This is a genomic window from Sphingomonas ginsengisoli An et al. 2013 (genome assembly GCF_009363895.1).
GTDB classification, from domain to species: Bacteria; Pseudomonadota; Alphaproteobacteria; order Sphingomonadales; family Sphingomonadaceae; genus Sphingomicrobium; species Sphingomicrobium ginsengisoli.
Genome location: NZ_CP045434.1, coordinates 2,495,614 through 2,520,592 on the forward strand (window position 1 = coordinate 2,495,614; position 24,979 = coordinate 2,520,592).

Genomic DNA, 24,979 nt, shown 5'->3' on the forward strand with positions numbered 1-24,979 from the left:
CATGGCGAAGAAAAAGGACGGTCAGTGCCGTGTCGATCGCGCCTCGGCCGCCGCCTGTTCCAGTATCTTGCGATAGCCGACGCCGGTCATCCATTGCGCGCGGGCGAGATGGCTCTGCCAGCATGTCCGGGTCCGCTCGGTTTCCGTGACCGGATCACGATGCAGAACGATCCGCGCCACCTCCTGCCAATCGGCGCCGTCCGCCTCGGCGTCGAGCAGGCGTAGATAGGTCACGAAATGCTTCTCGTCATAGATCGTGATATCCGGCCCGGTTGGGGCCAGATCATCGACATCGGGATCGAGTTCGGGGCGCACGCGCATCCTGCGGTTCTCCTTTCGGCACCGCGACGGCGTTTCACGCTTTACCGCAAATCGCTCTCGAATACGAGCGACCGACCGGATGTTTCCTTTACCGCGGCAAGCAAGGTGTCGTCTGCGGACAATAATCCTCCTTCAGTTACCACAAGAATCGACGAATCGGAACGATCATTCCTAGAACGATCGTTCCGACGCAGGTTCCTGTGCAGCCATGGACCTGAAAGAGGTCATGGCGGTCAATCTGCGTCGGATGCGTCATGACAGAGACATGACGCAGGAAGAGCTGGCCGACCGTGCAGCACTAAGCGCACGCTATATCGGCGCGATCGAACGGGCCGACGTGTCGGCCAGCGTCACGGTATTGGGGCAGATCGCCGAGGCGCTCGCGGTCGAACCCGGCGAATTGTTGAAAGCGTCACCCCGCTCGGGCTGACCGCCCCATCTGCGCGGCGAGGTCTAGCAGGTTCATGAGCGCCGGGCTGCGGTTGTGCGGCGACCAGATGGCGCTGAACCGGGCCTGTTCAGTCTCGTCGGCGATCGCGCGCAGCACGATGCCGGGGACGTTCATGTGCCGTGCGGTCTCGCTGACGAGGGTCACGCCTTCGCCGCTTGCGACCATGTGCATCAGCGTATCGCGGCCGACATCGCGACGCTGAACATGCGGAGATCGCCCGCGCTCGGCGATGCGCCGGACAATATGCTCGAAGAGCTGCGGCCCGCCTCCGGCGGTTCGCACCAAGAATGTCTCCGGCGCGAGGTCAGACCATGTGATGCTATCGCTCATCGCCAAGGGATGAGCCGCGGGCAAAGCGATTAGATAAGGCTCGCTCCAGAGCAGTCGGGAATGGCAGTCCGGCGCGTCGACCGGATCGAGCACCAACGCCACGTCAAGCTTGCCGTCGCGCACCAGAGCTACCGTCTGCGCGGAAGGGCCTTCCGTGACGATTTGCTCGACATCGGGATGTTCAGCACGGAAACTTGCGCGCAGATCAGCGAGGAAGCCGCCCGCAATAGACGAAATGAGACCGATGGCGAGTTGCCCGGTCGCACCGGAGGAAATTGCTCCGGCGGTTCGGATGGCATGGTCGAGATGGTCGATCCCGGTCGCGACCTCGGCGACGAAACGGCGTCCGGCTTCCGTCAGCCGAACGCCGCGATGACGCCGCTCGAACAACAAGATGCCCAGTGTTTCCTCCAGCGCCTTGATCCGGGCGCTGACGCTCGATTGCGTCGTGCCCAGCACATTCGCCGCATGGTGAAAGTTCAGATGCTCCGCGACTGCAAGAACGTGCAGAAGAGAGACCATCGGTATCCGACCGCTGGCGACGCCCGGAATATCAGAAACGCGGCACGTCCTACGCATCTTATTTGTGCCTTGCTGAATCGTCAGGGCGCACCTGCTCGGGTCGCCCGACCTATGAGGGTAAAAGCGATGCTCGCGCCCGCTACGGCCACACAGACCAGTGCGAAGCCACAGACGCCGACCCAGCCATGGGATGCCCAAACGATCCCGGCCCCGGCACTGCCGATAGCGCCGCCCGCGAAGGTGAAGGCCATGTAGATCGTGTTGAGACGGCTGCGGATGTCCGCGCCAAGGGCGAAGATACGAGCCTGATTGGCAATCTGCCCGGCCGATAGGGCGAAGCTCAGGAGGTTTGCGCCGATGACCAGCGCGAGATAGTCGTCCGATCGGAAGATGACGAGCGCCAGACTGATCGCCGCTAGAACGATCGCACCGTTGCTCACCCGGTCCTGTCCGAACCGATCGATCAATCCGCCGGCGAACAGCGAAGCCAGCCCGCCGATCCCGCCCCACAGCGCGAAATAGCCGACGCCGGCAAGGTCGAGATCGAACGGAGGCTGTCCCAGGCGGAACGGGATGGTGGTCCAGAAGGCAGAGAAGGCCGCGAAGATCGCCGCACCAAGAAGGCACGACAGACGCAGCGCCCTTTCGCGGCGGAGCAATCCCCAGAGAGACCCCAGCAGGGCGAGATAGGGCGTCGCTGCCGGGACGATGCCGCGCCGTGGCAGCACGGCCGGCAGAATGACGGCCGACGCCGCCATCAGCCCGGCCGCAACCAGATAGACGGGCCGCCATCCGAAACTGTTTGCCCCCACCCCCGCCAGGGTGCGGGACATGAGGATGCCGAGCACGAGGCCCGTCTGCACCGCCGCGATGACACGGCCGCGCCGTTCAGGGCGGGTCAGTCCGGCGGCCAGCGGCAGCCAGCGCCGCCGCCACGCCGATGAGCAAAATGCGGACGAGAGAACGCGGCTCGTTCCGGTCGCCCAGCGGCACGACGAGCAGGATGCCGAGGGCATAGCCGAGCTGCGACAGCGTGGCGATCAGGCCGGCATCGCGCGGGCTGACGCCGAAATCCGCCGCGATGGCCGGAAGCAGCGCCTGATTGAAATAGACATTGGCCACGGTGAGTGCGGACGCGATCGCCATGATGACGATCGCGGGCGCTCCCAGTTCGCGGACGGAGGGCGCCTCGGTCATGCGGCGGCTCCATCCATGCCGGAAAGAACCTGCCCCGCCGCCGTGATCGCGGCCAGTGCGCCCGGGACGCCGGCGACGATGGCGACCTGGATCAGGGTGCCGAAGACTTCCTCGCGGGTCGCACCGGCGCGGATCGCGGTTGGGATGTGGAACTTCAGGACATCAATGCCGGTCGTCCCGAGCGCGGCTCCGGCAGCGATGATGACGAGTTCGCGCGTCTTCAGATCAAGATCGTCGCGGCCGTAGACATCGCCGAACACCCATTCGACGACATAGCGCCCGATATCGGGCGAGCTGTTCTTAAAGTTGTCGAGAAAAGCCTGAGCCGGAAATCCGGTGACGGCGGCGAACCGCTCGCTGCCCTCTCTGAATCGATCATTGGATGGGGATGTGGTGGAAATGGAGTCTGACATCGTGTATCTCCTATGCACTGCACAGTGCAGTGCTGGATTAATTACACTGCACTGTGCAGTGCAATCAACAGGAGAAGAATGCCTTGTCAGGTCCGCGTTCCCATGCCGGGAAAACCGTTTTGCCGCAGAAGGACACCGTTCGCGCGGAGACGCCGAAGCGGGACGCCATTCTGGACGCGGCGACGCGCGTGTTTCTGGCACACGGTTACGAGGGCGCGAGCATGGACCTCGTGGCGAAGGAATCCGGCGCGGCGCGGTGCACGGTCTATAATCAATTCGAGAGCAAGGAGGCGCTGTTCGCGGCGGCCGTCCAGCGGGTCTGGTGGGATTTTCCGGTGGTGGAGATCACGGCAGACAGGCAAGCCCTGAATGACCCGACCGTGGGACTCGGCCGTCTCGGCAAGGCGATCGTCGATTTCTGGGAACCGCCGATCGCCGTCGCCTTCCTGCGCATGGTCATCAGCGAGGGTACGCGGTTTCCCGACCTGCCGCGCAACTTCTTCGAGGCCGGCAAGGCGCCGGCCATGCGCGCCTTGATCGGCTATCTGAAGCAGATCAATGAGAACGGAACGCTCGCCATCCCCGATGCCGAACTGGCCGCGCGGCAGTTCCTCGGCCTGCTCAACGAACCCCTTCTGTGGCTGCGCGTCGTCGGTGTCGGAGAGGCGCCATCCGCCACCGAGCGCAAGCGCGTCGTCGAGGAAGCCGTTGCGATGATGATGGCGCGGTATAGTCCCGCGAGGAATTGAAGAGCATCAAATCCCCAATCCCCGCTGCCGCCCCAACTGCCAGGACACCGATCCGCTCTGGACGATGCCTGACACCTCGCGATCGAGCTGCCGGTCGATGACGGGCCGCCACGGGACAAGGGTGAACTCGTGGGACTTCTCGACGATGGCGAACTTGCCGCTCGATAGCTGCACGGTCCCGGTGAACTTCCCCGTGACGGTCTCGCCATCGGCGGCGGCGCGGAATGGCAGCGTCTTCTTCGCCGCCAATTCGTCACCGGCACGGGCGACTTCACGCTCCTGAAGCGTGGCGATCAGGTTACGGCGATAGGCGGTGCGGCCATCGACCTGACGGATCGCATCGCCACGGTCGATCAGGGTCTCGCGGCGGCGATCCATCGCCTCGCGAACCTGCTCTCCGAACCCCGACACCGACAGGTCCGATGTACCCGCGCCGACCAGCCAGCGGTCGAGCCAGGTTGCGCCGTCCGATCCGATCTGGCGATCGAGGTCGAAGGTCGAGAGGACGCGGATATTGGCGCGGGCGTTACGCCCCGCGTCATGGGCGGCGACGCGCGCCTCGAAATCATCCGGGATACGCCATTGATCGGCGTCGATCCGCTCGGCGATCCCGGCCCGTCGTAACGCCTCCAGCCGGCGAACATGGGCATCGACGAAACCCTCATATTCCCCGCCCGGCACGCGGCCCTCGAACCGGGCCTGCTCCAGATGGCGGCTCGGCCGATAGATGCCGTCCTCGGCCATGCCGATGATGGCACGATCGGACGGGCGAGCTGCGCCGTCCGCCGGGCCGATCTCGACGACGCTGCCGATGCGGGCGTCTTCAACGCGGGCCGGATCGATGCCGGAGACATGGTGCGTGCGCCCGTCGATCCCATCGACCACCAGCGTCAGGTTCTCGCCCAACTCGTCGGAAAGATGCTTGTCGATGACGCGCCCGATGATCGGCGTCGCCGGCGCGGCATCGTGAATCTCGAAGCTCATCGGATCGCGCTCGGCGCCCTCGGCCCGGAGCGCCTTCTGCATGGTGCGAACGATGTCGCCACGCTCGCCCATCTCGCGCAGGGTCGGCTCCAGCCTTTCGCTCAATTCCCAGACGCTCGGCGCGTGCTCGGTGGCTAGGCCCATGTCGCCGAGCTTGCCGAGACGGCGCAGGCGCAGGGTTCGGTCGGACTGGCCGCGCAGATCGCCCGGTTCATGGCGCAGATCGATAAAACGGTCATCGGCCTCGGCGATCATCGCCCGGTCGATCCGCGTAAGCCGATCCTGGTCGATCTCGGCCGCGAGTTTGCGGCCCTGTTCGATCTCGGTGACGGGGCCGAGTTCCAGCGCCGCCAGTTCGCTCGCCCGCTCGCGGATGCCATTGGCGAGATAGTCGCCATTGATGACGAGATCCTCGCCCAGCGCATCGCGGCCGTTGACGATGACGTGGACATGCGGATGGCCGGTGTTGTGGTGATTGACCGCGACCCAATCGAGCTTGGTGCCAAGGTCGGTCTCGACCTGCGCCATCAGCTCGCGGGTATAGCCCGTCAGGTCGGCGAGATCGGCGGCGTCCTCGGGCGAGACGATGAAACGGAACTGGTGGCGATCATCCTTGCCGCGATCAAGGAAGGCATCACCATCGGCACGATCCTCGCCCGCCGAATAGAGCTGCCCGCGCTCGCCATCGCGTGACGTGCCGTCGCGCTGGATATAGCGCAGATGGGCGGCCGCCTTGCCGCTCTTGCCCGCGCCCTTGACGAAGCGGGTCTTGATGACGACGCGGCGCATTCCCGGCGCGCTGTGCCGCCAGCCGCCGGCGATGTGGCGGGACTGGACGAAGCTGGCGCCCCGGCCGCGCCGGACGCCCGGTCCCGCGAAGGTATTGTGCTTCGGACCTGCCTTGCCGGACGAGGCCGACTTCGCCGATGCCGAGTGGCGCGAGGATGCCGCCGTGCTCTGCTGGCGGGCGATCTTCTTGACCTGGCTGAAGAAGCTCTTCGTCTGCCCCGCCTTCGGCGCGTCGGAGCGGACGCGGCCGGGCCTTGGCCGGAAGCGGTTGTCGTCGTCGCCACTCATGGCCGATCCGCCCGAAACCGTCGATTTGGGCGCAGAGTGCCGCGAAAAACGCGGCGGATGCTGGCTTTGCCGCGCCTCGCGGCACCATGACGGCCCGGAGACGGTGCCGTCCGGAACAGTGTGCAGACAAGGGCTTGCCCCCCGGATCGGCCCCATAGGGTGCCGCCCGGTTTTATCTTGCCCTCCCGCCTTCCTACCTGTTCTGCCCCTTCTGCTGACGGATGAGACTGTCGCCAGCCCCATCCGCTGCACACTGAAACCTGCCACGCGATCCCGCCGACTACGATCCTCATGGTCGTGATCCGGTGCTCGCCCGCGCGACGAACAGGCCGCCCGACTGCGGCACGATGGCGGAGACATCGCGCACGGGCAGAGCCGGTCCAACATCGTTCGACCGACTCTCGGCCTGCACGCGATCGACAACGGGACCGCGATCCGGCTGCGCGACGAAGAGCGGCGCACGAGTCCATGCCGACTGATCGGCCACCGCGACCATGACAGGCGGGACGGTCACGCCGCTGTCGATGACCGGCGCGATGGCGGCAACATAGGCGCGGGTTTCGGCGGGCAGCGGCCGACCAGACAGCGACGCCTCGTAGCGGCCGGGGCCGGCGTTGTAGGCGGCCAGCATGGCGGTGACGCTGCCGTAGCGGTCGTGCAGTTCGCGCAGGTAAGCCGTGCCCGCGAGGATGTTGTCGCGCGGGTCGTAGGGATCGCTGCCGAGCCGATGCCGGGCGCGCAGACCGGCCCAGGTGTCGGGCATGATCTGCATCAGTCCGATCGCACCGGCCGACGACACCGCGCGCGGATCGCCGGCGCTCTCGGCGCGCAGCACCGCCCTGATCCATGCGACCGGAACGCCGAACCGTTGCGAGGCTTCCGCGATCGGCGCGGCATAGGGATCGGCGGGTGCGCTGCGTTCCGCCGGTTGGGGCTGCGCCACGGCAGCGACGGGCAAAGCGCAGGCGAACAATCCCGCCAGCAGCAGGCGCGCGCATCGGACAGGCACACTGTCTCCGCTGTGATGCCAGCCTGCCAGCGTGCTCGCTACGGTCAAGGGTGCGCGCAAAGCGCCGGCGAAACGCCGCCCTTGACCTTCGATGCGCGCGCCGGCCGACTTGTGGTCGAGCGGGACGAAGGAATGAGACGGCTTTCCCGCGAACAAAGGAACGATCTTGGTCAACGCAATCGCGCGCGCGAACAGACTGACGGATCGCATGATGTCAGTCCTTCCCGTCGCGTTTTGGCAGGCGGCTCCAGTGCAGCGACCATGCGTTGCCGGTGTCGTCGTCACGGAAGAGGTTGGCCCGGACGGGTGCGAGGAAGGCGGGATCGTCGAGAGTGAGCGCGATATAGTCGCCGGCTTTCTCGCCGGTGCGTTTCCAGCCGGCGCCGATCTCCGGCCCGTCCGCGTCGCCGAGATGGACGCGGTAGTCCGGCGCGTTCTCGGCGTCGGACGGCTCGGCCGGAACGACATGGATGTGTCTCAGCAGCGTCAGTGTTTCGATGCGACCGGCAAAGCCGGATGGTTCGCGGGTGAACTGGCCGATTTGCGGCATGGGAAATCTCCGGCGGTGGCGTTGGGATAGCGATCGGCGAGCACCGCTCCCGCCGATCGAAAGCGGGTCAGTGGGTGGCGGCACGCCAGACGAAATGGTCGTCACCGGCTTCGTCGGTGTAGAGCGGCGTCGCCTTGCCGATGACGGTGCGTGCCGGGATCGGCCCGAAATAGCGGCCGTCGAGACTGTCCGGCACGGACGGATTCATCAGGAAGATGTCGCCGTCCGCGATGCGGCGGCAGCCTTGCCAGACGGGCAGTTCGCGGTCGCGCCGGTCGCGGTCGAGTGCATCGCCGAATGGCACGCCATCGACCGTGATCGTGCGACCGGTGCGGCAGACCTCTTGCCCGGAAAGCGCCGCCACATGCTTCATCAGCGGTACGTCGCGACCGATATAGCCGCGCTCCACCATGAAATCGGCGAGCGGCTTGTAGGGCATGACGGCGACCAGATCGCCGACACGAAGATTGCGCGGCGGATCGAGATCGTAGAGGCCGATCGGCACGCTGGCGGAAGCGTTCCAGACCAGACGCAGCGGCGTCGGGATGAAGGACGCGATGGCGATACCCATCACGGAAAAGTACGTCACCATGACATAGCCGAAGCGGGTCATTGTTCGATCTCCCGCCGCTTGAGCCACGCCTGATGGCGATCCGCCGTGTAGGGGCGCGGTTGGTGGCCCGCGCCGATGCGGTTGCCGACGTGTCGCCAGTGGTCCGGCGCGACCTCGCAAGCGTCGATGTCGGCCGCTTCCACCGCGTCGATATGGCGGAGCACCTGTTCGACCTTGGGCCAGCCTTCGATCTTCAGAAGGATGTCGCCGCCAGGACGCACGAAAGGCAGAGTCTGATAGGGTTCGCCGGCCTCCACCGCCCGCACGATGTCGATGCGCGAGATGATGGTGCCGAAGTCGTTGGCCGCCCAGCGGACGAAGGCGAAGATGCTGCCAGCGCGATAGGAGAAGAGACGGCGGCGGCGGTCCTGCACCTGTTCGTGAACCTCTCGGCCGAACCTGATCCAGTTCTCGATCCGCTTCTCGATATGCGTCAGCTCGACATGGGTGAGGCTGTCGGCCGGTAGCGCGGACGGCACGGGGCCGCCCCGCGCGCGGGGAACCGCGGCGGTGGTCATGATGGGTCTCCTTCGGTGGTTGGTGGAAATTCGCGCGCGAGCAGATCGCGCAGCATGTCGGCGACGGTGACGCCGCGCCGGAACGCGGCGATCTTGATCCGGCCGCGCAGCTCGGGCGTCACGTCGATGGTCAGCCGCGCGGTGAAGCCGCCGGCATCGCCGTCGCGCGGCGAAGCGTTCGCCGCCTTGATCCAGTGTTCGGGATCGGCCGGACGGGCGGCGAAGCCCCGGCGGGTCGGGCGCTCGCTCATGGCGCTACCCTCCCGATGCGCAGATGGTCGATCTCATCTGCCTGCGCCGCGATCTCGCGTGCGGCGGGCGTGTCGTCGTCCAGTTCGGACACCAGCCGTCCCGACTGTGCAGCGACGGCGAAGGCGATGCGTTGCCCGATGGTGGCGGCAAGCACCGGCGGATCGTGATCGGCCAGCGTCTCGGCCGTCTCACGGGCGAGCACGGTACGCGCACCGCATCGGTTGAGCACGAAGCGCGCGACCAGTTCGGGCCGGTAGATGCGCGCCTCGGTGATGAGCGCCAGCATTTCCGCCGAGGCCCAGCCGTCAAGCGGCGATGGCTGCACCGGGATCAGCACCAGGTCGGCCGCCAGCAGAGCCGAGCGCATCAGGGCGGCGACACGCGGCGGGCCGTCGATGACGATCACATCGGCGTCTCGCGCCAACTCAGGCGCTTCCCGGTGCAATGTATCGCGGGCCAGGCCGATGACGCCGAACGTGCGGCCCAGCCCCTCTCGGGCGCGCTGCTGCGACCAGTCCAGCGCCGAACCCTGCGGGTCGGCGTCGATCAGGGTGACGCGCTTGCCCCGTCGCGCCCATTCTCCGGCGAGGTTCAGCGCCAGCGTCGTCTTGCCGACGCCGCCCTTCTGGTTGAGGAGCGCGACGATCATGACGACCGCCTGCCGGCGGCACCGGCACCACGGGTCGCGCAGGCGCGCGCCAACAAAGAAGAGTTAGATTCTTTGTTAGACTCTAAGTTAGCAGCCGGATTCCGCGTTTCAGGCCAGAGACTTAACTGCGGTTCGTGCGCCCGAAATCCCGATAGTGCTGCGCCCGAAGTCCCGATACCGTTTGCGCCCGAAGTCACGAGCGTTTCCACACGGTTATACACAGGCACTGTGGATAAACCGGAGGGGCGGATTTGCATCATCTCGCGCCGCCCTTCGCGCCAGATGTCGAGGCGATAGCCGGGCAGCGGCTGGCGGGCGGCAATGCGGCGCAGATCGAGCGCGAAGTCGGAGAGGCGCGCGAGACTGCCCGATTTCTCGTGCAGGTGGGCGACCTCGAACAGCCAGCCATGTTGCTGGTGGCCGGCGTGCTTGCGGGCGACGCGGTAGAGCCAGCGTTCGATGCCGCCGGTCAGCCGGAAATAGGCTGGGTCGATGGTCAGGACCAGCGAACGGTCGATGACGCCGCGATAGAACCAGTCGGGCAGGACGAACTCCATGCCCTCGACGTGGCCGTCGCGGGTGGTCAATTCCTCCCATTCGTTGATCCAGGAGAACTGATGCCGCCGCCAATGCTCGCCGTGACGGATGGTGGTGCGGATCACAGTCGATTGCAGACGGGCGAGCGCGCCCTTCAGCAGGCGGTATTCGCGCGCGCCGGTGGCGCGGCCGACCGCCTGCAAGAGCTGGTAGGGTGTGAAGCGCAGGAAGCGCGAGGTGCGCAGGCCGTGGTTCTCGGCCTCGACGATCTGGCTGGCGGCCCAGATCAGCACGTCGGCGTCCCAGATCGTCGCCATGCCGTGTTCGGGCATCCCGAAGACTTCGACGCGCTGCCCGCCGGCCTCGTAGAGGATCGGCGCGATGCGCCTGGCCTTGGCAAGCGAGAAGAACGGCCGCTCCATGAGATCGCGCTGATCGCGGGGGCTGGCGTCGCCGGTGGCGACCACGAAGGGATCGAGCCGTTCGCGTTCGCTGCCCTCTCCAAGGCGTCTGCGGGCATGATGATCGGCGCCCGGCATTCAGCGGGACGCCTTTTCGGCTGCGGTCAGCGGCCGGGCGGGAAAGACACGGGTGGCAGTCTGCTCCGAGGCGGATTTGCGGATGCCGTCGTCAGTCCACGCCTGAAGGTCATCAACCGAATAGACGATGCGTCCGCCGATCTTGCGATAGGTCGGGCCGGTGCCGTAGGTGCGGTGCTTTTCCAGCGTGCGGATGGAAATGCCGAGGAAGCGCGCCGCATCGGGCGTGCGCAGGTATCGGGGCGGTAGCCCCGTTTTGGGATCAAGCATGATTGGATCTCCGGTCGGGTTCGAGCGGACTACCGAGGGCGGCAGCGGGCTATGGCGAACCCTGGCGAAGAAACGGCGGCTTGCAGCGTGCCGGAATCAGGGGGGTGCGATTTCGGCACCCCCATAGAGATTGCGGCAAAGCCGCGATGTAGCCGCAAAATCACTGGCGAAGGGCAACTCGCTCAATAATATTTGTTGATTATGGGCTTTATTCGGCATAAATTGCGGCCATGGACAACATTGACCGCAAAATCATCGGCCTTCTGGCCCAGGACGCCCGTCGCTCGCTGTCTGATATCGGCAGCGCAGTCGAAATGTCTGCGTCGGCCGTCAACGAACGTATCCGCCGCCTGACGGCAAGCGGCGCGATCCGCCGCACGACCGTCGACGCCGATCCGCAGACATTGGACCTGCCGATCCTCGCTTTTGTCTGGATCGCGCTCGCGCCGGGCACCGACGAGGCCGCGTTCCGCAACTATGCGGCGGCGCAACCGTCCATCGCCGAGTGCCATCACGTCACCGGCCCATGGTCCTATCTGATGAAAATCCACACTGGCTCACTCGCCGGGATCGAGGCGTTTTTGGCCGATATGAAGGGGCACGGGTTCCTCGCCCGCTCCGAAACGATCATCGCCCTGTCTTCGGTCGTGGACGGTCCTTTCATTCTGAAAGAGGGGATGGCCTGATGGACATTCTGTTGTTCGGCAAAAGCCTGCTTCTCGGCCTGGCGGTCGCCGCCCCGCTCGGGCCGATCGGCGCCTTGTGCATCAACCGCACGCTCGAACGCGGCTTTTGGGCGGGTGTGGCCGGAGGTCTGGGAACGGCGCTGGCGGATGCGATCTACGCGAGCCTTGCGGCGATCGGCTTTTCGGCGTTTGCGGCGACACTGGCAATGATCGACGCGCCGTTGAAGCTCGTCGGCGGTCTGTTCATGCTGTGGCTCGGCTGGAAGAGCACGAGGCCGAAGCCTCCGCGCCCGGCGGCGCAGGTCGGCACGCGAGACCTTCTCGGCACGGTCGCGGCGACGTTCCTTCTGACGATCACCAACCCGATGACCATTCTTGCCTTCGCCGCGATGTTCGCTGGCCTCGGGTTGGCCGATGCGCCCGGAGCGATCAATGCTGTTATCGTCGTTGCTGGCGTATTCCTTGGTTCGCTGCTCTGGTGGTTTGTCCTGAGCGGCGGGGTGGCGATGGCACGGCGGCGCTTGCCGGAAGGCTTTGCGGTTTGGGTGTCCAGACTGTCCGGGCTGATCCTGATCGGTTTCGGCCTTTATGCGCTCGGCTCGCTGCTTCACCTTGTAATTCGGTAGGTCACAACAATCGGGAGAACGGCATGGATATTTCGACCTTACTCGCCTTCGCGGCGGCCTTTTTCGTGTTCGCCGCCAGCCCTGGCCCGGACAACATGACCATCGTGGCGCGCACGATCTCGCACGGTGCAGCCTCGGGCATCGCCTATGGTGCGGGAACGGTCGCCGGAATCCTCATCTTTCTGACGCTCGCGGCGTTCGGCCTGTCGATCATCGCCGCCGAAATGGGGATCGTGATGACGATCCTGCGCTACGCTGGCGCTGCCTATCTGATCTGGATGGGTATCAAGCTCTGGACGGCCGAGCCCGTCGTGCCTGACCTGCGACCTGTATCCGAGCGGCGCGGCCTGCTGGCGGTCTTTGCGACGGGCGTAGCCCTCAACCTCGGCAATCCGAAGATGCCGCTATTCTACATTGCGCTGCTGCCAAACGTGGTCGGATCGTCGCTCACGCCCGGCCACATCGCGGCTCTGGCGGCCGTCATTCTGGCCGTCGAGGTGGTCGTGGTCGGGGGGCATGTGATGCTCGCCGGCCGTGCGCGCAGGCTGCTGCGGACGCCGACCATTGTGCGTCGCGTCAACAGGACGGCTGGCGGTGTCATGGTCGGCGCGGGCGTAGCGGTCGTGGCGTCACGATAAGCTCCGGCGCCACGAACATCTCGATAGACGATTTGCGATGTAGTCAGCGCCGACGCGGCAGGTGAACGGGATAGTGCAGCAGTTCGCGATAGCCGCCTCGCATGAGGCGTTCGCCGTCGGCAACCAGGCGGCGCGCCCGGTTCTTGCGGGGATCGGTTTCCCAATCGGCCTTGGCGCCACGAAAGCCGAGCAGGACTTCGGCGATCTGGCGATAGCTCGCGCCGGATAACCGACCGTCGAGCGCCCGCAAGGTCAGGATATGGCGGTCCCGCGTCTGCTGTGGCAACTCGGAACGCCAGTCTCCGGGCGGACGGCCCTGTAACGCGCGCCAGAAGTGCAGCATGGCGGCGACGCGCAATTCCAGCAGTCGATCGAACGGCAGGATGACGATGAAGGTGCCGGCATCGATCGGCAACGGCTCCGCCAGCCAGAATTGGTGCGCGGCGTCGTCAGATCGCCATAGGCCATGCGATGCGCCGTCTGACGCCATGCAAACGTCGAGGCCGGACAACCCCGACAGGTCCACCAGCATTTCGGCGGGATCGTCACCGGACGCCGGTGAAGTCCGTAGCTCGAAAGCGTGCGGTGATAAGGCAGGCAACCAGAACACCGGCGCCTCGGTGGAAGGCAAGTCCGGGTCAGCCGGGAAATCGCAACCCCCAGCGCTCGGCGAAAGCCGTCCGTGTCGGCGTCTCGCCACGCGGCTGGGCTTTCATCCGGCGAAAATCGCGACGATACGCGTCGTGGCGGCGAAGATATTCCCAAGCAAAACCGGCAGCGGCAATGCGTTCGGCATGTCCATAGGCTGCCGGTGAGCGCCAATCAGAACTCGGCATGGCGTCACCCTTTCTTCCCCGGCGATGATCGCCGCTGGAAAGATAGAGTGTCCACAACTTGGGGTATGCTTTGAAGTATTCGCAATATAATACGATGATCGTGCAAGTCGATCAATATTGGTTAATGATTTATACCTGATCCGAAGTATTTCTTCAAGTCTACGCGAGCCGGGCGTGCCCGGCGAGCGGCGGCCGCATTTTTGGGCGCGGCCGTTCCGCCGATCCGCACAAGCGGATCGGCGCAAAATCTGAAATCCGACATTGCAGAAAGATGTAAAGCCGTAGAACCGGATTGGCGGCTCTACGGCTTTGCGGGTTTCAGGCGGTCTTGAGGCGCTGCATTCCTTCCGCCAGCGTCCACAGCGCGCGATTGAGGCCGACATTCTGGTCGATGCCGTTGATGGCGCGGGTCTGGCTGCGGCGGATGCGGCCATCGGCGGTCTGGCGGCGTCCGCTGATCCCGCCCCGGATGAGGTTTTCCTGAATGACATTGAAGGTCTGCCAGAGGCTTTGCCCAACATCCTCGCGGCGGCGTGGGGCGATGATCTGATCCGGGCGAATCGGGCTTTCGTCCTCGCCGTAGCGGACGACAAGGCTCGCCTCGGCCAACACGGTCTGTTCGGCCTGCGTGAGACGGGTTTCCTTCATGCCTTCGGTGGCGTCGATCAGGCGCGGGAAGTCCTCCGCGACCGTGTAGACGCCTTCGATAATCTGATCCTGAATGCGGCCCGTGTGGGGCACGCGAACTTCCTCGAACCGCTCGCCCGCGATCATGCTGTTTGTGCAAACGAAGCGGAGCATTCCAGCAAACATCTGGTAGCTGGACGTTCCGTCATGCGAATTGACGATGATGACTTCCGCCGCCTCCGGCTTGCCGATGCCGTCATCGCGGCGCAGGCGCAGCATGTGCTTGGCATGGCCGACACGGTTCCCATCACGCGGAACCGCCTGCACGGCGAAGAACGGGAACCATCCTTCCCGGCGCAACCCCTCCAGAATCTCGATGGTAGGGACATAGACGTACCGCTCCGACCGGCTGTCATGGGCTTCGCGGGCGAACACGGATGGGACGTGGCGAAACAGGGCTTCATTGTCGAGGGCTTCACGCCCGCTGATCTGATGCGAATTGCGGCCGAACCGGGTGGCAAGGGTATGATAGCTCATGGTCTTGATCCTCTTGGGCTTGGGGTTCAGAGCAGCGAAGCGCGGCTCCTGAACCCTTGCCCGTCGGCGAGACCGGGGGGTGTAAGGCGCAAGGGCGGCCGGGTCGGAGGGGGATCACCCGGCCTGCACGGAACGAGGAACGACGTGGAGGAAGGCTGGGGATACCGTCCCGGCCGAGCGTCAGCGATCCCTTGCGCCGCGCCAGGGGGCAGCGCCCCCAAGCCACCCGTCCGGCATGAGCGCCAGCGGGCGCCGGGCATGAAGATCGGATCAGGATGTGCAAAGCCGCCGAATCTAAAATCCGCATATCCTGATTGCCGTATTCTCTTGAAGGCGCAGACAAGTATGACGAAGCCCCGCTACTCAGGCGGGGCTTCGGAGGTGTCCGGGCTCAGTCTGCGCTGCGGCGGGACCAGATGAGGTTGTGAACCTCGCCGCCTTCGTCCTCGACCAGGCTGGCGTAGATCGGGGCTGGAAAGCTCGAATCGTCCAGCTTGACCGAGAGATAGTCGCGGCCGGTTTCGCGGGCGGTCTTCTTCCAGGCCGCGCCGAACTCGGTGGTGCCAGCGAAGATGCGATAGTCGGGACCGCGCTCGCTTTCGCCTGCCGCCGGGGCGAACTTGGCCTTGACGTTGAGGGTCAGGGTCTTGACCGTGCCGGTGATGTCGCCGTTCGCTGTCTTGGTGAAGGTGCCGATGGTCGCCATTGTCGTGTCTCCGTTGCTCGGGCCGCGCCTATCGCGTCCTCGATGGCGGTCGTGAGACCGGAGGCGATCAGCCCGCACCCACAGGGCCGGAATGAAATGGAGGGCAGTCGACGACGGCTTTTTTGCTTCGCGATGCAAAGCGTGCTCGCACGCGGCGGAAAAAAGCCGGTGACGGACGTTGCGGGAGGATGGTCGAGGCGGAGCCGGTCTTCGGTCAGACCCATGCCTTTCGAGGACGCCGTAGGTGCGCCCCTTCAGGACGGCAGAGAAACGATGATACGATCTAGCACTACTTTGGCAGAATTTTAGAGCTGAACCAGCGGCGGCAGTGCGGACATCGTGTTGATGGTTGCTCTTCGAAGGCCGTGATGATGGTCGCGCGGACCGCTGGCAAGGTCGGCTGAGGCGGCGGGCCCTGGATTCTTTTTTTCCCGCTTCGCCTGCTTGAGGCGCCGGGATTGAAGGAAGGCATAGGCGATCATGGTCATGAGTGCGTGCCGGTGCAGCCCCGTCCATGATCGTCCCTCGAAGTGATCGAGGCCGAGTTCCTCCTTCAGTTGCTGATGCGCCTGCTCGCAGATCCAGCGTGCCTTGATGGCGCCGGCCAAGCGCTTGAGCGACGTGTCGGCGGGCAGGTTCGAGAGGTAATATTTGTGCTCTCCATTCGAGCGGTGTTCGCCGATCAGCCAGGCCTCTTCTCCCGGCAGATGCTGCTGTCCCATGTCACCGATCCTCTGGGGCGGCCCGTCTGCCACCCTGATCCGCATGGCGGCGAAGCGAGCCTTCAGCGGTCCCTTGGTGCCACGCCGCCAGCTCAGCGTGCGCCAGGGCGCCGTCGCCAGCATCTTCTCCGCCGATATCGACTTCGCATCGGGCACATGGTTCTTCCGCGGGCGGCCACGCCCGGAAACGGGGAAGACGAGAGCCACGTCGACCGGATAGACTTTCTGGCGTGCTCCTATGCCGACGGCCCAGGTGAGGCCACGCTCGCTCAAACCCTGCCGGAATGGCGCGGAGAGGCCATAACCGGCATCAGCCAGCACGCAGCCGAAGCGCAGGCCGGCCGTGCGCGCCCGATCGATCTCGGCGAGCGCGATCTCGGGCTTGGTCCGATAGCCTGCGTGATCGTTCGGCACGCCGGCTCGGGCCAGTCGCGCGGGATCGCTCGTCCAGCTCTCGGGCAGAAACAGCCGCAAGCCCACCATGACCGGAACTTCGCCGGAAGCCAGCGTCAGCGACACCAAGGTCTGGCAGTTGGCGTTCTTGCCCAGGGCCGAGGCGTATTGCGGCGCGACGCCGACCGAGCGCTCGCCCTTGTTCGGCAAAGCCGTGTCATCGACGATCAGCCAGGCCTCGCTGCCGCCGACCATCCGATCCGCCTCGGTGAGAAGAGCCTTCTCCAACGGTGCCGCGTCCCAAACACCGCCGGCGATGAAGTGATGAAGCTGGTCGTAGCCGACGCCACCATCGCGCGCCGCCATCGGCTGGACGCTCTTGCGATCACCGGCACCAATCAGCCCCGCCACATAGGCCGGACACATCCGCGCTCGCACCTTGTGCCGCAGAGCATCGAGAAAGGGCGTAAGCCAGCCCTCGAGATCAGACTTCCAGCGCTCGTCCATGGCCGGCCCTCCAGAAAGCCGACCACCCATGAATCACGCAATCCGCGCCGCGGGAATCTGGAGGGTTCTGTGAGGTCGCGGGGCGCAACGCGGGCGTCCTGGCGCTGTGTGCGCGACCTCATTGAAGCCGGATTGAACGAACCCGCTGACGCGCGCGCTGTGCTATGGATATTGTTGTTCGCGGGTGGGTCCGGGCATGACCTCGAGGCTCTGCACGTGTTCGCCGACATGTTCACCGCGGGGAATAATCCGGCCTGTGTATCGGCCCGGAAGCGTCGATTTGCGTGGTTGCGGCGCGCTTGGTGGGGGCCGACGCCGCGCCCAAGATTGGCGTGGGCGCGCGTCATCGTCGCATCGATCAGCAATGTCGCCGCGATGCCGGAGTGGTCGATCAGAGCCGCGAAGCATGCTCATGATGTGTTGGGCCATCGCCGCGCTCGGGCGAAGGTCGCGGTGATTTGCAAGCTGCCACCACAGCATGGGCAGACGCTGGGATCGAAGGGATGCCGCTGCGTTCGAGGCTTGGCAGGTACCGCGGGTTCGCCTGGCGTGTCGGCGAGTAGATGCCGGATCTGCGCGAGCCTGGCACGGCGGATGCCGTTGGCGAGGAAACCGTAATGCCGGATGCGGTGAAATCCGTCGGGCAAGCAGTGGAGCAGGAAGCGGCGAATGAACTCGTGGGCCTCAAGGGTCATGTCGCGCGATGCGTTGCCGTGGCGATAATCCTTCCAGCGGAAGGTCACGCTGGTGTCGTCGGCGCGCACCAGTCGGCTGTTGGCGATGGCGACGCGGTGGGTGTAGCGGCCAAGATAGGCCAGCACGTGCGCGGGCGAGCCGAATGGCGGCTTGGCATAGGTGATCCAGCGCTTCCTGCGCAGCGCGCGGATCGTCTCGGCAAAGCATCCGGCATCGTGGAGTGACGCCAGGTTGCCGAAGAACTGCAACTGCCCGGCAGCATGGGCGGTCAGCAGCCGTTCGATGAACACCCTGCGGAACAGCTTGGAGAGAACATGGACGGGCAGGAAGAAGCTGCGCCGGCACGATCTCCAGCGAGAGCTACCGTCGGCAAGCACGCCGCCGGGGACAAGGCAATGAATATGGGGGTGATGGGTCAGCGTCTGCCCCCAAGTGTGCAGGATACCGATAAAGCCAAGCTCGCCGCCCAGACGATGCCGAGGATCGGCGGCGATGGTCTTGAGCGTCGCGGCGACGGCTTCAAACAGGATGCCATAGAGCAGCCGCTTGTTCTGGTAGGCGATCGCAGCGACCTCGCCGGGCACGGTGAATACGACATGGAAATAGGGAACGGGCAGAAGGTCGGCTTCGCGATCGGCAAGCCACTGGTCGCGGGCGGCGCCTTGGCACTTGGGACAATGCCGGTTGCGGCAGGAGTTGTAGGCGACCCGGCTATGTGCGCAGTCATCGCAGGTCTCGACGTGCCCACCGAGCGCCGCCGTCCGGCACAACTGGATCGCGGACATGACGCGGCGTTCCACCCGACCGAGGTGGCCGTCGTGAGCCTGAGCATAGGCAGTGCCGTGGCGGCGGAAGATATCCGCCACCTCCAATGTCGAGCGCACGGCGGCGCGTCAGGCGGGCGGCACCACCTCGAGGGTCAAGCGATCAAGCGGGCTCTGCGCCGCAGCGATCGTGGTCGTGGCAACCTGCGTGTAGCGCGCTGTCGTCGACAGGCTGTTATGCCCCAGCAAAACCTGGATGATGCGAATATCGACGCCGCTCTCAAGAAGATGGGTGGCAAAGCTGTGCCGCAACGTGTGCACGCTGACCTTCTTGGTCAAGCCTGCCGCCTTGGCGGCGGATCGGCACGCCGAATGCAGAACGGTAACGTTGATCGGCCCGTCTTCCCGTCCCGGGAAAAGCCAGTCCGTTGGCCGCGTCAGGCGCCAATAGGTGCGCAGGATATCGAGCAGTTGGGCCGACAGCATCACCGTGCGATCCTTGGCGCCCTTGCCATGCCGCACCTGGAGAAGCATCCGGTCGCTGTCGATATCGCCGACCTTGAGGCTCACGACCTCCGATACGCGAAGTCCGGCGGCATAGGCTGTGGTCAACGCCGCCCGCGCCTTCAACGACGGCACCGCTTCGAGAAAGCGCACCACTTCGTCAGCGCTCAAGATCGCCGGCAGCTTGCGGGGCATCCTCGCATAGGCAATCCGCTCGGGTATCTCGCCCCGGTTCAGCGTCACGCCGTAGAAAAAACGCAGAGCGCACACGGTCTGGTTGAGCGCCGGCCAGGATATCCCCTGTGACACGAGATAGACCTGAAATGCCCGGACATCCTCGAGCCCGAGCCGATCCGGCGAACGTCTGAAATAGCGGCTGAACTTCGTGACGGCGTGCAAGTACGATCGTTGCGTCGCCGGCGACAGGTTGCGCAGCATCATGTCGTCGATCATACGGCGGCGCAGCGGGCTCACCGCTGTCGTGGTGGTATCAGCCATGGGATGGTCTCCTGATCAGGGGTTGGTCTTCAGCAACCAAACCTTCCCATCAGGAGGCCATTCCAGCCAATACGCTCACCCCTCCCGCGTCAGCGGGTTCGTTCAATCCTGAATGTCGATCCGACCTAGGCCCCTGTCACGCGGTGAACCTAGCGATGGCATCCCCGGTATGGCCTGCGCTGTTCCTGAACAAGGCTGTTTGTGTGCTACCGGCGCAGGCGAAGGTTGCGGCCATGCCTCAAGGATTGCGGAGGCCGCCAAGTTTGGAACTGCTGAATTGGGCGTTCCCGTCCGGCTTCACTATCGCACGGCAATGCGAGATGGACCGTCGCTCCAAGCGTGATCCGCTATTGCGGGTGATGGAACCGGGCAACGCCCGCAAATCCTGAGTCCGCCGCCCTGGACACCGCGGCAAGACACCGTTCCCCGTTGTTGCGGGGCTTCACGCGATCCGCCGCTGCTTCTTGCGTTAGTGATCGAAGCCGAATGGCGGAAACGCGCTCCTGGACGTGGTTCCGGCGCAGCCGAGAGCGCGGCCCGAAGGGCAACGCCCAAACCCGTTCAGTGGGAAACATCTTCCTGATCGAGTCAGGCCGGAAACGCATCCATGAGGATGAACGTCGCCTTCTGTCGCTGGTGCGCATTGATGAGCGGGACCAGCCGCGTGAAATGCTCGGTCCTGCAATGGGCGTCCAGTGCCGCCCGATCCGGCCATTCCTCTATGAAGATGAAATGGCCGGGGTCTTTCTGGTCGATGAAGAGGTCATAGGAAATGCAGAGGTCTTCCTGTCGGGTTTTATCGACCAGCTCGCGGTAGAGCGGCAGGACGGTCTCAACGGCTTCCGGCTTGATGAAATCCTCGGCGATGACCTTGAGCATAAGGTGACGCTTCCTTTCGCAATCGGGCGATGCCCTCGTGTTCAGTGCCCGGCCGTCCAAGGGTCGATGATCGGGACACCCGCCGCCTTGAAGGCGCTGGCATCGCGCGTGGCGACTGCAAAGCCATGGGCAGTCGCGATGGCCGCGATGTAACCGTCCGGCGTCGGAAAACCCTTGCCCGCGTTGCGCGCCGCAACGGCGAGGTCGGCATAGCGGCGAGCGGCATCCGTATCGAAGGGAAGGATTCTGCCGTCGAACAGGCCGAGAAGCCCGTCGAGGGTTGCGGCGAGCTTCCGCTTGCGCTGCCCGTCCGGCAGCGCGCCGATGCCGAACAGGAGTTCCGCGACGGTGACGCTGGAGAGATAGAGGGTTTCGGCGGCCTGCTCATCCAGCCAGTCGCGCACGGCGGGCGCCGGTTCCGGCTTCATCGCCTCGGAAACGACATTGGTGTCCAGAACGATCATTCAAAGCTCATAGGCACGGCGGGCGTCCGGTCGCGGCTCTGTTCCAGCGCCTCGAAATCGGCATTGGTCAAGCCTGCCTCCCGGCTCAACGCCGCCATGGCGGAACCGATGCGCAGGCGGTTGGCGGGACGCACCGCCTCTTCCAGAATATCGCGGATTTCGGCCTCGGTGCTGCGACCATGATGGGCCGCGCGCACCTTGAGGGCGCGGTGCGCCTCGTCTGACAGGTTGCGAATGGTGACGGCGGGCATCTGATGGCGTCTCCGGCTAATTGATGGCGACGCCATCACTATAGAATCTTTGCTATCATTTATCAAGATGCGGCAGCCGAATGGATGTGGTTCCGCTATTTGGCGGGCGGGCTGATATTCGCTACCAGCCGCACGAGCGCCGACGCGCCTGTCACGCCGCCGCCGATCAGGCAGAAGATTGTGCGCCAGACCTCGGACGGCACGACCTCGCGCGTGATGCCGTGAACCAGTGCATAGCCCGCAACGGCGGCAGGCGCGGCGAAAACAAGCACCACGGCGAGGCGCAGGATTGGTGTCCTCACCATCATGAACAGAACCACCAGCAGACCATAGGCGGCGGCGCCCGCCGCCAACCCGACCAGTCCTGCGCCGATCAGGCCGGAACCGGAGGCATAGGCCAAACGCGCCGCCTCCACGCCGATCATGAAGGGCAGTGCATAAACGGCCAGCGTATAGGCCAGGACAGAGAGACCGGCGACCAGCGCGACGGCCATCAACATGAGCACGATCATTTGCAGAATCCTCCTGTGCCGATGACCCTGACGGGCATCGGATCGGTCGCGCGGGGTCGATCCCCGCGCGACCGCGATTTTTGGGAAGGGTAGGAAACAGGAAGGCCGGGACCGCTTGCGCGATCCCGGCCCGGTCCTCACTCGGCGGCTTGGAGGTAGGCGTCGGCTTCCGGCTCGGCCTCCAACCATGCGGGTCGCGTGGTGCGCAGCACGGTCGGTAGCCAGCCCGTTCCAGCGAGAAGCTGTTCGGCGGCCTGCGCCATCTCCGGCTTCTTCAAGCCCGCGATCCGCTCGGCGGCTTCATCGCTGACACCTTCACGAACGGCGGCGAGGATATGCGCCTTGGTGACGCGGTCGAGATAGGTCGGCGTCGTCGGCGTCCAGTGCGCCGTCATGTCCAGCGCCACCGCGCTCGCCAGCTTCTCCGCCGTCGCGCGGGCGTTCGGCTTCTGCTCCCACGGTGTCCTGACCGCATTGACGGTCAGCGATACGCAATGGGCGAGCAAGGCCATAAGGCTCGCCTGATCCAGACCGGCGACGAAGGCCCAGAGGTCCGCCACCTCGCGGGGCATATCCGATGCCCATCCGGCATGACGATCCGCCAGCGCCTGCGCGGCGGGCGTGTCCTCGATCCCGTCCGCGTGAGAAGCCAGATACGCGCTGGTCAGGCGGATTTCGAGGCAGGACGCTTCCCCGCCGCGATAGAAGGTCTGCGCCGCCAGTGCATGAACCACGGCGACAAGCGCCATGTCCGGCTGCTCGCCAAGGGCGAGACGCAGGCCAAGGGTGCGATGCGCGGTCAGGTCGCGGACGAGCGCGTCCGACAGCGGCTTTCCCGCATCCCCGGCATCCTCGTCCTCCGGGTGAGGTTCGGGTTCCTCATCCTCGCCGCCGTCCTCATCTTCGATGATTTCGCCATCACCGTTAACGCGCACACCGTCGATGACGGTTTCGCCGTCTTCGCCCGCTTCCGGTTCGGGAGCCTCGTCCTCGGCGCGGATGAAGCCGCGTTCGATGCGGGCCGTGCCGTCATGGTTCAGGATGACGAACACACCGCCACGCGCGATCTCGTCGGCATCATAGGCATGACGCTTGCCGTCGATCCGCTTGATCTCCGCTTCCAACTCCCCGAACCGCTGATCCGCTTCGTCCGGGAGTTCGTCGTAGCCTTCGTATTCCGACGACAGGCGGTCGTATTCCTCCTGCGCGGCGGTGTAGGCGGCGGCATCGTCCGCCGACAATTCCACCGGATGCGGATAGGTGCGGCGCATCCCGTGCGCATGGGGGAAATCGATGTGAACCGAAGTCCACTTCCACCCCTCCGACGCCTGAACCTCGGCAGCAATGCTTTCCAGCTTGTCGATGACAAGCCGGTCCAGCAACGCGGCATCCTCGAAATAGCCGCCCCGATCCTCGGTGAAGAGGTCGCGGATGATCGTGCCGCCCGCCTCGGCGTATGCGTCCGCGCCGACGAAACGCGCGCGCCGGTCACTGGCTTCCACGTTCATCTTGGTCAGGTCGCGGCGGATAATCCACGGCTCACGGTTATAGGACAGGTTGTCGAACACCTGTTCCTGCCGGTCGTGATCCTCGGTGATGGCGAAGGCCATCAACTGGTCCAGCGACAAGCCGCCATCGCGATAGACCTGCATCAACTTCGGGCTGACCGCGCCGAGACGCATCCGCTGCCTGACGACATGCGGGGTCACGCCGAACCGGGCGGCAATTTCCTCCGCGCCCCAACCACGATTGTCCGCAAGTTCACGGAAGCGCTCATACTGATCGGCGGGGTGCATCGCCTCGCGGGTGATATTCTCGTCGAGGGAGATTTCCGCTGCGTCGTTCTCGGTATCCAGAACGCAACGGATGGCTTCCGACTTCTTGATCTGCTTGCGCTTGACGCGCAGCAATTGCGCCAGCCTGCGGCCTTCGCCGATGGTGACGAGATAGAAGCCGGTCGCTTCGCCTTCCGCGTTCGTCTCCGGCTCCACCACCAGATTTTGCAGCATCCCCTTGGCGGCGATGCTGGCCGCCAGTGCTTCGATATGGGCTTCGCTGTGCGGGGTCTTGCGGGCGTTGCGGGGCGACTTCTTCAACTTGTTCAGCGGCACGAACAGCACCGCGCCGTTCTCATTGGCGGGGGCTTCGGAAACCGTGGCGGTCGTTTCGACAGTATTGGTCATGGTCTTGATCCTTTGGCTTGGGTTTCGCGCAGCGAAGCGCCGCGCTGAAACCCTGGCCGTCGCCGAGACCGGGGGGTGCAAGGGGCAAGGGCGGCCGGGACGGAGGGGGATCACCCGGCCTGCACAAGCGGATCGAAGTCATAACTGAGAGTGTGAAACACGCATTCGCGCGGAAGGCCGGGGAAACCGTCCCGGCCGAGCGTCAGCGATCCCTTGCGCCGCGCCGGGGGGCGGAGCCCACAAGCCACCCGCCCGGCATGAGCGCCAGCGGGCGCCGGGCACGAGAACCGGATCAGGATGGCAAAGCCTCGGAAGCTGGAAGTCGTGCATCCTGATCGCCGCATTTTCTGCTAGGATAGACTACGGCGATTCTGTCTCTTTTTTCGGGATGGCAGTTTTCAGATGAGGAACGCACATTCCGACAGCTGGCGCGGCCCAAGCGCACCAACATAGTCTAAGAAAATAAGGAGGTAATGCATGGCCCGGAAAGTTTTTTTCAGTTTTCACTATGCGCGTGACGTTCGCCGCATCGTTCAGGTGCGCAATTCCTGGGTCGTTCGCGCAAAAGGTGAGGCGCAGCCCTTCTATGATGCCGCCGAGTTTGAGGAGGCCAAGAAGCGCGCCGGTGGCATAGAGAAGTGGATTGAGGAACAGCTCAAGGGTACGTCGGTCACGGTGGTGCTGTTCGGTGCCGAAACCTACGACCGCGAATGGGTGCGACACGAAATCAAGCGGAGCTACGAACTCAAGAAAGGCATCCTCGCCATCGACATCCACCGTATCAAAGATCCGCAACTCGGAGCTGACGTTCAAGGAAAGAACCCTCTCGATTACTGGCATGTCGAGCAGAATGGCAAAAAGGTTCCGTTCAGCAGTCTCTACAGGACCTATGACTGGGTCAATGATGATGGTTATAATAATATGTCGACCTGGATTGAGGCTGCGGCCGTGGCAGCGGGGCGCTGAGGC

General features: G+C 64.8%; 30 protein-coding genes and 2 pseudogenes. 7 read left to right on the forward strand and 25 right to left on the reverse strand.

Annotation, left to right across the window (positions count from 1 at the left end; genetic code table 11):
* Positions 1-21: 21 nt before the first annotated feature.
* Positions 22-321, reverse strand: coding sequence for a DNA -binding domain-containing protein (locus GCU42_RS12175; protein ID WP_056878414.1), 300 nt, complete (start codon positions 319-321; stop codon positions 22-24).
* Positions 322-529: 208 nt separating this feature from the next.
* Here GCU42_RS12175 and GCU42_RS12180 point away from each other — a divergent pair, with 208 nt between their 5' ends.
* The gene (locus GCU42_RS12180) at positions 530-751 is read left to right on the forward strand and encodes a helix-turn-helix domain-containing protein (RefSeq protein WP_056878415.1); all 222 of its coding nucleotides are present in this window, start codon (positions 530-532) and stop codon (positions 749-751) included.
* Here GCU42_RS12180 and GCU42_RS12185 read toward each other — a convergent pair.
* The 3 genes and pseudogenes from GCU42_RS12185 to GCU42_RS12200 form a co-directional block, all read right to left on the reverse strand.
* Positions 734-1,624 (reverse strand): LysR substrate-binding domain-containing protein, encoded by an 891-nt coding sequence (locus tag GCU42_RS12185; protein ID WP_056878416.1) that lies wholly within the window; start codon positions 1,622-1,624, stop codon positions 734-736. The genes GCU42_RS12180 and GCU42_RS12185 overlap by 18 nt on opposite strands.
* Positions 1,625-1,704: 80 nt before the next feature.
* A pseudogene (locus GCU42_RS12190) lies at positions 1,705-2,821 on the reverse strand (MFS transporter).
* Positions 2,818-3,234 (reverse strand): carboxymuconolactone decarboxylase family protein, encoded by a 417-nt coding sequence (locus tag GCU42_RS12200; protein ID WP_056878419.1) that lies wholly within the window; start codon positions 3,232-3,234, stop codon positions 2,818-2,820. The pseudogene GCU42_RS12190 and the gene GCU42_RS12200 overlap by 4 nt, the downstream one beginning before the upstream one ends.
* A 119-nt stretch (positions 3,235-3,353) precedes the next feature.
* Here GCU42_RS12200 and GCU42_RS12205 point away from each other — a divergent pair, with 119 nt between their 5' ends.
* Entirely contained in the window at positions 3,354-3,983 is a 630-nt protein-coding gene (locus GCU42_RS12205; protein ID WP_056878420.1) for a TetR/AcrR family transcriptional regulator, read from the forward strand.
* A gap of 6 nt (positions 3,984-3,989) precedes the next feature.
* Here GCU42_RS12205 and GCU42_RS12210 read toward each other — a convergent pair whose 3' ends face one another.
* The 9 genes from GCU42_RS12210 to GCU42_RS12250 all read right to left on the reverse strand — a co-directional run bounded on the left by GCU42_RS12210 (position 3,990) and on the right by GCU42_RS12250 (position 10,981).
* On the reverse strand, positions 3,990-6,431 hold the full coding sequence (locus GCU42_RS12210) for a relaxase/mobilization nuclease domain-containing protein (RefSeq protein WP_420496930.1): 2,442 nt from the start codon (positions 6,429-6,431) through the stop codon (positions 3,990-3,992).
* Positions 6,334-7,053, reverse strand: coding sequence for a lytic transglycosylase domain-containing protein (locus tag GCU42_RS12215; protein WP_056878500.1), 720 nt, complete (start codon positions 7,051-7,053; stop codon positions 6,334-6,336). The genes GCU42_RS12210 and GCU42_RS12215 overlap by 98 nt, the downstream gene beginning before the upstream one ends.
* Before the next feature lie 214 nt (positions 7,054-7,267).
* Positions 7,268-7,603, reverse strand: a complete 336-nt coding sequence (locus tag GCU42_RS12220; RefSeq protein ID WP_056878422.1) for a DUF736 domain-containing protein — start codon at positions 7,601-7,603, stop codon at positions 7,268-7,270.
* 67 nt (positions 7,604-7,670) lie between these two features.
* Positions 7,671-8,216, reverse strand: a complete 546-nt coding sequence (locus GCU42_RS12225) for a S26 family signal peptidase (protein ID WP_056878423.1) — start codon at positions 8,214-8,216, stop codon at positions 7,671-7,673.
* Positions 8,213-8,734, reverse strand: a complete 522-nt coding sequence (locus GCU42_RS12230; RefSeq protein ID WP_056878424.1) for a DUF2840 domain-containing protein — start codon at positions 8,732-8,734, stop codon at positions 8,213-8,215. Before GCU42_RS12230 ends, GCU42_RS12225 begins: the two co-directional genes overlap by 4 nt.
* Entirely contained in the window at positions 8,731-8,985 is a 255-nt protein-coding gene (locus GCU42_RS12235) for a ribbon-helix-helix protein (RefSeq protein ID WP_056878425.1), read from the reverse strand. Before GCU42_RS12235 ends, GCU42_RS12230 begins: the two co-directional genes overlap by 4 nt.
* The gene (gene parA / locus GCU42_RS12240) at positions 8,982-9,635 is read right to left on the reverse strand and encodes a ParA family partition ATPase (protein ID WP_056878426.1); all 654 of its coding nucleotides are present in this window, start codon (positions 9,633-9,635) and stop codon (positions 8,982-8,984) included. Before parA ends, GCU42_RS12235 begins: the two co-directional genes overlap by 4 nt.
* Positions 9,632-10,711, reverse strand: coding sequence for a replication initiator protein A (locus tag GCU42_RS12245; RefSeq protein WP_056878427.1), 1,080 nt, complete (start codon positions 10,709-10,711; stop codon positions 9,632-9,634). The genes parA and GCU42_RS12245 overlap by 4 nt, the downstream gene beginning before the upstream one ends.
* Positions 10,712-10,981 carry a helix-turn-helix transcriptional regulator gene (locus tag GCU42_RS12250; RefSeq protein ID WP_056878428.1) on the reverse strand — a complete coding sequence of 90 codons (270 nt, stop codon included), beginning with the start codon at positions 10,979-10,981 and terminating at the stop codon, positions 10,712-10,714.
* A gap of 230 nt (positions 10,982-11,211) precedes the next feature.
* Between GCU42_RS12250 and GCU42_RS12255 the strand changes: the two genes are divergently transcribed.
* The 3 genes from GCU42_RS12255 to GCU42_RS12265 are packed head-to-tail and all read left to right on the forward strand — an operon-like array spanning position 11,212 to position 12,931.
* Positions 11,212-11,667: an Lrp/AsnC family transcriptional regulator gene (locus GCU42_RS12255; protein WP_056878429.1), complete on the forward strand. Its 456-nt coding sequence runs from the start codon at positions 11,212-11,214 to the stop codon at positions 11,665-11,667.
* On the forward strand, positions 11,667-12,293 hold the full coding sequence (locus GCU42_RS12260; RefSeq protein WP_056878430.1) for a LysE family translocator: 627 nt from the start codon (positions 11,667-11,669) through the stop codon (positions 12,291-12,293). Before GCU42_RS12255 ends, GCU42_RS12260 begins: the two co-directional genes overlap by 1 nt.
* A gap of 23 nt (positions 12,294-12,316) precedes the next feature.
* Positions 12,317-12,931 carry a LysE family translocator gene (locus GCU42_RS12265; RefSeq protein WP_056878431.1) on the forward strand — a complete coding sequence of 205 codons (615 nt, stop codon included), beginning with the start codon at positions 12,317-12,319 and terminating at the stop codon, positions 12,929-12,931.
* A gap of 43 nt (positions 12,932-12,974) precedes the next feature.
* Here the strand turns inward: GCU42_RS12265 and GCU42_RS12270 are convergent, their stop codons facing one another.
* From GCU42_RS12270 to GCU42_RS12300, 7 genes and pseudogenes are all read right to left on the reverse strand, one after another.
* Positions 12,975-13,562, reverse strand: coding sequence for a DUF2285 domain-containing protein (locus GCU42_RS12270; protein WP_240309588.1), 588 nt, complete (start codon positions 13,560-13,562; stop codon positions 12,975-12,977).
* A 7-nt stretch (positions 13,563-13,569) separates the two neighbouring features.
* Positions 13,570-13,824, reverse strand: coding sequence for a transcriptional regulator domain-containing protein (locus GCU42_RS12275; protein ID WP_200948804.1), 255 nt, complete (start codon positions 13,822-13,824; stop codon positions 13,570-13,572).
* A gap of 261 nt (positions 13,825-14,085) precedes the next feature.
* Positions 14,086-14,931: a DUF932 domain-containing protein gene (locus tag GCU42_RS12280; RefSeq protein WP_056878433.1), complete on the reverse strand. Its 846-nt coding sequence runs from the start codon at positions 14,929-14,931 to the stop codon at positions 14,086-14,088.
* A gap of 391 nt (positions 14,932-15,322) precedes the next feature.
* Positions 15,323-15,637 carry a DUF736 domain-containing protein gene (locus tag GCU42_RS12285; RefSeq protein WP_056878434.1) on the reverse strand — a complete coding sequence of 105 codons (315 nt, stop codon included), beginning with the start codon at positions 15,635-15,637 and terminating at the stop codon, positions 15,323-15,325.
* Positions 15,638-15,942: 305 nt separating this feature from the next.
* Positions 15,943-17,296: pseudogene (locus GCU42_RS12290) on the reverse strand (IS701 family transposase).
* 373 nt (positions 17,297-17,669) lie between these two features.
* Complete coding sequence (locus GCU42_RS12295) at positions 17,670-18,839, reverse strand: IS91 family transposase (protein ID WP_056878436.1); 1,170 nt, start codon at positions 18,837-18,839, stop codon at positions 17,670-17,672.
* 9 nt (positions 18,840-18,848) lie between these two features.
* Positions 18,849-19,721, reverse strand: a complete 873-nt coding sequence (locus tag GCU42_RS12300; protein WP_056878437.1) for a tyrosine-type recombinase/integrase — start codon at positions 19,719-19,721, stop codon at positions 18,849-18,851.
* A gap of 263 nt (positions 19,722-19,984) precedes the next feature.
* Between GCU42_RS12300 and GCU42_RS15565 the strand changes: the two genes are divergently transcribed.
* Positions 19,985-20,110 carry a hypothetical protein gene (locus tag GCU42_RS15565; protein ID WP_275887926.1) on the forward strand — a complete coding sequence of 42 codons (126 nt, stop codon included), beginning with the start codon at positions 19,985-19,987 and terminating at the stop codon, positions 20,108-20,110.
* 199 nt (positions 20,111-20,309) lie between these two features.
* Here the strand turns inward: GCU42_RS15565 and GCU42_RS12305 are convergent, their stop codons facing one another.
* The 5 genes from GCU42_RS12305 to GCU42_RS12325 all read right to left on the reverse strand — a co-directional run bounded on the left by GCU42_RS12305 (position 20,310) and on the right by GCU42_RS12325 (position 24,010).
* Positions 20,310-20,600 (reverse strand): putative quinol monooxygenase, encoded by a 291-nt coding sequence (locus GCU42_RS12305; protein ID WP_056878438.1) that lies wholly within the window; start codon positions 20,598-20,600, stop codon positions 20,310-20,312.
* 41 nt (positions 20,601-20,641) lie between these two features.
* Positions 20,642-21,064 (reverse strand): type II toxin-antitoxin system VapC family toxin, encoded by a 423-nt coding sequence (locus GCU42_RS12310; RefSeq protein ID WP_056878439.1) that lies wholly within the window; start codon positions 21,062-21,064, stop codon positions 20,642-20,644.
* Positions 21,061-21,315, reverse strand: coding sequence for a FitA-like ribbon-helix-helix domain-containing protein (locus GCU42_RS12315; RefSeq protein ID WP_056878440.1), 255 nt, complete (start codon positions 21,313-21,315; stop codon positions 21,061-21,063). Before GCU42_RS12315 ends, GCU42_RS12310 begins: the two co-directional genes overlap by 4 nt.
* A gap of 95 nt (positions 21,316-21,410) precedes the next feature.
* Entirely contained in the window at positions 21,411-21,827 is a 417-nt protein-coding gene (locus tag GCU42_RS12320) for a hypothetical protein (protein ID WP_056878441.1), read from the reverse strand.
* A gap of 137 nt (positions 21,828-21,964) precedes the next feature.
* Entirely contained in the window at positions 21,965-24,010 is a 2,046-nt protein-coding gene (locus tag GCU42_RS12325; protein WP_056878442.1) for a ParB/RepB/Spo0J family partition protein, read from the reverse strand.
* 477 nt (positions 24,011-24,487) lie between these two features.
* Here GCU42_RS12325 and GCU42_RS12330 point away from each other — a divergent pair, with 477 nt between their 5' ends.
* Positions 24,488-24,976: a TIR domain-containing protein gene (locus tag GCU42_RS12330; RefSeq protein ID WP_056878443.1), complete on the forward strand. Its 489-nt coding sequence runs from the start codon at positions 24,488-24,490 to the stop codon at positions 24,974-24,976.
* Positions 24,977-24,979 lie beyond the last annotated feature (3 nt).